Source organism: Mesorhizobium sp. Root695 (genome assembly GCF_001428185.1).
Lineage (GTDB): Bacteria > Pseudomonadota > Alphaproteobacteria > Rhizobiales > Rhizobiaceae > Mesorhizobium.
Genome location: NZ_LMHO01000038.1, coordinates 1 through 4989, shown reverse-complemented (window position 1 = coordinate 4989; position 4989 = coordinate 1). Strand labels below are relative to the sequence as shown.

Annotated in this window: 7 protein-coding genes; 5 read left to right on the top strand and 2 right to left on the bottom strand. The window is 58.3% G+C overall.

Annotated features, from left to right (window positions below; all coding sequences use genetic code 11):
* Nucleotides 1–95 precede the first annotated feature (95 nt).
* Together ASD99_RS34395 and ASD99_RS25220 are read right to left on the bottom strand one after the other, a co-directional pair.
* Complete coding sequence (locus tag ASD99_RS34395) at nucleotides 96–839, bottom strand: CGNR zinc finger domain-containing protein (RefSeq protein ID WP_082583417.1); 744 nt, start codon at nucleotides 837–839, stop codon at nucleotides 96–98.
* Entirely contained in the window at nucleotides 821–1753 is a 933-nt protein-coding gene (locus tag ASD99_RS25220; protein ID WP_057145270.1) for a LysR family transcriptional regulator, read from the bottom strand. Before ASD99_RS25220 ends, ASD99_RS34395 begins: the two co-directional genes overlap by 19 nt.
* Before the next feature lie 118 nt (nucleotides 1754–1871).
* Here ASD99_RS25220 and ASD99_RS25215 point away from each other — a divergent pair, with 118 nt between their 5' ends.
* The 5 genes from ASD99_RS25215 (at nucleotide 1872) to ASD99_RS33660 (ending at nucleotide 4763) form a co-directional block, all read left to right on the top strand.
* A complete protein-coding gene (locus ASD99_RS25215; RefSeq protein WP_056594610.1) occupies nucleotides 1872–2417 on the top strand; it encodes a carboxymuconolactone decarboxylase family protein in 546 nt (181 codons plus the stop codon).
* A gap of 213 nt (nucleotides 2418–2630) precedes the next feature.
* The gene (locus tag ASD99_RS25210) at nucleotides 2631–3140 is read left to right on the top strand and encodes a DoxX family protein (RefSeq protein ID WP_244483003.1); all 510 of its coding nucleotides are present in this window, start codon (nucleotides 2631–2633) and stop codon (nucleotides 3138–3140) included.
* Nucleotides 3137–3577, top strand: a complete 441-nt coding sequence (locus ASD99_RS25205; RefSeq protein ID WP_056594605.1) for a GNAT family N-acetyltransferase — start codon at nucleotides 3137–3139, stop codon at nucleotides 3575–3577. Before ASD99_RS25210 ends, ASD99_RS25205 begins: the two co-directional genes overlap by 4 nt.
* Nucleotides 3574–4560, top strand: a complete 987-nt coding sequence (locus ASD99_RS25200) for a GNAT family N-acetyltransferase (RefSeq protein ID WP_057145269.1) — start codon at nucleotides 3574–3576, stop codon at nucleotides 4558–4560. Before ASD99_RS25205 ends, ASD99_RS25200 begins: the two co-directional genes overlap by 4 nt.
* A 26-nt stretch (nucleotides 4561–4586) precedes the next feature.
* On the top strand, nucleotides 4587–4763 hold the full coding sequence (locus ASD99_RS33660) for a hypothetical protein (RefSeq protein ID WP_156389076.1): 177 nt from the start codon (nucleotides 4587–4589) through the stop codon (nucleotides 4761–4763).
* Nucleotides 4764–4989 lie beyond the last annotated feature (226 nt).

The window sequence follows — 4989 nt, the reverse complement described above, 5'->3', positions numbered from 1 at the left end:
GCGTCATCAGATGCTGGCCTCCAATCCAGCCAGCATCTTGAATCACAAACAAGCCTCGATGGGAATCCTACGATTCCCTCAAAGTGGGAAACGCTCTAGTCGCAGACGAGCTTCCTCGCGCGGTGCGTCTTGACCTTGTGGCGGTTGCCACACAGGGCCATGGAACACCAGCGCCGGGTGGCGTTGCGGGCGGTGTCGTAGAAAGCCAGCGTGCAGTCCGGCCCGCTGCAGTGCCGCAGACGATGTGGTTCGAAACCAGCGGCAAAGTCGGCAAAATCCTGCGCGATAGCAGCCAGCGCATCATTGCCACCCGTGGTCGCGGCACCAATGGCCAGCACGCCGTCGCGAATCTGGAGTTGCTTGCGGACCCCAACCTCTCCCAGATGCCGGTTGACGGCGTCGATGGCTTGCTGAGGCGGCCTGGTTTGCCGGATCAGATGCGCCAACAGGGTCGTTAGGGCCGTCCGCAGGTCACGCGCGGGTCCGACATTCGGCACTTCTCCTGTTGACGCTGGCGGCAAGTCCGCGGCCGCAATCCAACGGCGCCACCCGTCGGGCGTTTCAAGGAAATCGCCCATTGTTGCGGTAGCCGAATTGACGAAATCGATCCAGAGCTTGCCTCCAACGAAGGGCATACCGTCGCGAAGTTCGCCAATCATTTGCTCACCCATTTTCGACTCTTTTCCAATCATTTCAGCAGTGGCAATTTGTAACCCTTTAATAGGTGTGAGAATGGTTTCCAACAAGGCCGCACTGGACTTATCAGCACCATCCGCGGCTCGAACGCGGAGCCTTCGCCCCGGGGAGATCACCTTGTGCATCAATGACGGATTGGCCATCCGCCGTGCTTCGGCGGCAGAAGGGCCTTGCGCAATCGCGGGGCCACAAAATCAAGAAAGGATCGCATCTTGAGGGGCAAAAGCCCCTGACCTGCATGGAGGAGGCTGACCGGCATGGGTTCCGGCTCGAACCCTTCAAGAACGGCCACCAGCTTTCCTTGCTCGATCGCCTTTGCCGCTTGATAGGAGAGCACCCTGGTGACACCTACACCTGCCACGGCCGCGTCGATCGCAGCTTCCGCGGTATTCACTGAAAGACGTGAGCGGATGGCTACGGTCTGCTCGGCATTCGAGCCTGGCGTGGCAAAACTCCAGGATGTGGCGGACGCCAGGACATCGAAGGTGACGCAAGAGACCGCGGAAAGTTCGGCCGGCGCCCTTGGCAAGCCATGGTCAGCAAAATAGGCAGGACTGCCGCAGACAACACGACGCACGGATCCTACCCGCGTCGCCACCATGCTGCTGTCCGGCAAAGGGCCAATTCGAACGGCCATATCGACATGGTCATCGATGAGATTCACATTGCGGTCTGACAGCACCAACCGCACGTTGATGTCTGGAAAGTGCGAGAGGAAATCATTTATCGCCGGTAGCACATGCAGTCGTCCGAATACGACGGGAGCCGTAATGATCAGATCGCCCTTTGGCGCGTTGTATTCGCCGGATGCGGTTCGCTCCGCCTCGCCCACCTGCTCCAGGATTCGCTTGCAGGCGGCCACATAGGCGGCTCCGCTATCGGTCAGGATAAGTCGGCGTGTCGATCGGACGAGCAAGCGGGTGTGGAGATAGGCCTCCAATTCCGCAACCTTGCGACTGATGGTTGGCAGGGGTGTTCCGAGTTTGCGCCCCGCCGCCGACAGACTGCCGGTTTCGACGGCGGCGATCAAAATTGACATGGCTTCGAGACGGTCCATGGGGCATCATCTTCCAAATAATGAGAGGTCGTATCTTGTGGGCATCCAATACTCTCGCATAGCGGAAGATAATAGACAGCTCCTGTCGCACCGACATCATCAAACAGGAGAGATATGAATGTCCCGCATTGCCATCCCAACCCGCGAAGCAGCCCCAGTCGCCTCGCAACCCATTCTCGACGCCGTGAACAAGCAGCTTGGCGTCGTTCCCGGCCTCTTCCGCCTCGTTTCGATAAGTCCTGCAGCTCTGGCGGGCATGACCAGCTTGTCCGGTGCTCTCACCAGAGCATTGGACGTAAAGACCCGCGAACGCATTGCATTGGCCGTTGCCCAGGTGAACGGTTGCGATTACTGCCTGTCTGCTCATACCTATCTCGGTCTCAACCTGGCAAAGATCAGTGCCGAGGAGATTGCGCTCAACCGCAAGGGCGCGTCGGGCGATCCGAAGGCTGACGCGGCGGTGCGTTTCGCGGCCAGGGTGGCGGAGACCCGCGGCAAGGTAAAGGATGCTGACATTGCCGCCGTTAAACTGGCTGGCTTCACCGAGGCTCAAGTCATCGAGATTGTCACCGTCGTAGCCGAGAACTTCCTGACCAATCTCATCAACAATGTTGCCGAGACCGATATCGACTTTCCCGTCGTTCGCGCCGCCGAAGCCGCCTGATCGACCGCGCTTCCATCACGCCCGGTCTACCGTGTGAGGTTGGCCGGGCGATTTTGGTTCTGCTCTCGCCGAGGCATCCCTAAACGGCGGTAACGTTGCTGTGAGGCCGTAACGGGCAGTCACCATGGGCGAATAGCAGACTGTAGCTCAGTCCGTAATGTCGGGCTTTTCAGGTGGTGCCCAACTTCAGGCACACCGCACACAGAAGAGGGTATGCCGGCAATGCATTTCCGTAAACTTGTCTCAAGAACCACACTCTCCTCATCCAGCGCTGCCGCCGGATGGGCGCCGTTGCCGATAAGGTTGATCGTGGGCTTTGGCTTTCTGGCCCATGGCTACGCCAAGCTCAGCAGGGGACCGGAAAGCTTTGGCGTGGTGCTTCAGATTCTGGGAGTTCCCGTCCCGCAATTGCTGGCATGGCTGACGACGCTGGTTGAACTTGTCGGCGGCGGTGCTGTGCTGGCGGGCGTGTTTATTCCGCTAGTCAGCGTGCCGATGGCGATCGTGCTTTTGACGGCATTGTTCACGGTCCATTCCCAATATGGATTCTTCTCGGTGAAGTTTGCCGAAGTGACGTCGGCAGGAATCCGATTCGGGCCCGTCGGTTACGAGATCATCCTGCTTTACCTAGCCGGCCTCGCAACGCTTGCAGTAGGCGGTCCTGGCCGTTTGTCGCTTGAGACGGTCTTGTCTCGACCCAAGGGAAATGAGCGCTCGAAATGACCACCCTTGCCCAACCCCAGCACGATCTTTCTGCAATTGAGATCGACGCCTTCGAAGACAGGATCTACGCCTACAACCGGGAAGCTGTAGGGCGTGATGACGCTCAGGGCCTTGGCTTTGTGATTCGCGACGCGGTTGGACGCATCGTCGGCGTTGCAACGGGATTTTCCTGGGCAGGCACTTGCGAACTCAAACAGATGTGGATCGACGAGGCGCATAGGGGACGTGGCTATGCGCGAGCGTTGTTGAACGCCTTCGCGGCCGAGGCCGACGCCCGCGGCGTTCGGCGGATTTGGGTGCAGAGCCATGATTTCCAAGCGCCAGGAATGTATGAAAAAGCCGGGTTCGTGCGCGTAGCCGAATTTGCGGATTGGCCTGAGGGATACTCCAACGTCATTCTCTGCAAAATACTGGAAGCCCCGACTGCAACCCAATGACCACCATCCGAATTGCGCAAGACGCTGACGCGGAAGCACTACCCGATATCGAACAGTCTGCGGGTGAGGCTTATCGGTGGATCGAGGAGCTTGCCTGGATCGCTGATGACGACAACCAGACAGTCGAGCGCCACCGTGAACTCATCGCCAAGGGCACGTGCTGGGTCGCGGCGGAGCTCGACGACCCGCCGATCGCATTCCTGAGCGCGGAGATCCAGGATGACACGTTGCACATCTGGGAACTTGCCGTGCGCCTTGATCGACAACGCTTGGGTATCGGACGCGCCTTGCTTAGAAAAGGCCATTGCGGATGCGAGGCGTCGCCGCCTTGTCGCTCTTACTCTGAGGTCGCGCTCGATCGCTGGTTTCCAGCTTTGCTACTAGCCGCTCGGCGAGACGTTCTTGTGGACATTATCTGGGGGCAGTCTTCAGAGAAGAAGGGCCAAAATGACACGTTAATTGCTGCAAACGCACTGCGAGCGCGTTTCTCAAAAGAGGGGGTTCAATCTCGTGTCCGGGTCCATGCTTCGCCCAGCAGATCCCATGCGAAGATAATTTTCGCCGACACCGGTGAGCCCCATATCTATCAGGCCGTGGTTGGTTCCTGTAACTGGCTCGCATCCAAATTCGATGCATTCGAGACTTCGGTGCGTCTGCGTGACTCACACATTCTGGCAGACGTCGCTTTTGAACTCGCGGAACTCGCTAGACCGCCGGATGGCAATATCGGTACTTTCAGTACTGATATGCTTGCCATTGGTCGGCAGCTAGCGAGGGAGCCGGCACCGGTAGGTCTGACGAGCACCGCAAGGATAGTGTTGGGGAGCGAACACGCCGACTTTGTTCTTGACGCCAGAGACAATGCCAAGGACCGAATAGTCCTCCTTAGCCATCAGATGGGATATGCGATGGGCCCAACGCTAGAGGCCCTGGAGACTGCGGCGCGACTTCGGCACTCCGGGATTTTTCAAAGCGCAATTTAAGGGTGTCACCCGTTCAACGCCCTCGATTGCACGCCAAGGTTCTGGGCTGGGACGTCAACAATCTGCTTGTCACGAGTCAGAACCTGCTGTCATCGGATCCTTCTGGCGACAACCTGCGCCAAGAAATTGGCGTACAGATCGTGCACAACAACTTCGCCCGCATTTTTCGTGAGCGGTTCGTCGCGGCGAAGGATTTTTCGTAAGCAGAGGGCTCGCTGCCGAGGAACACCTCGTACTCGGGGGATACACTCGGGAGTACGCAGCCCCCCTTGCTGGTGTGCGTAGCCGAACGGCACTTAACGTGCTCGCATGATGACTGCGCTTCCGTCAAAACGCAAAAACCGCCCTGGTTAGACCGGGACGGTTATTGATTTATGATGAATTTGGTTGCGGGGACAGGATTTGAACCTGTGACCTTCAGGTTATGAG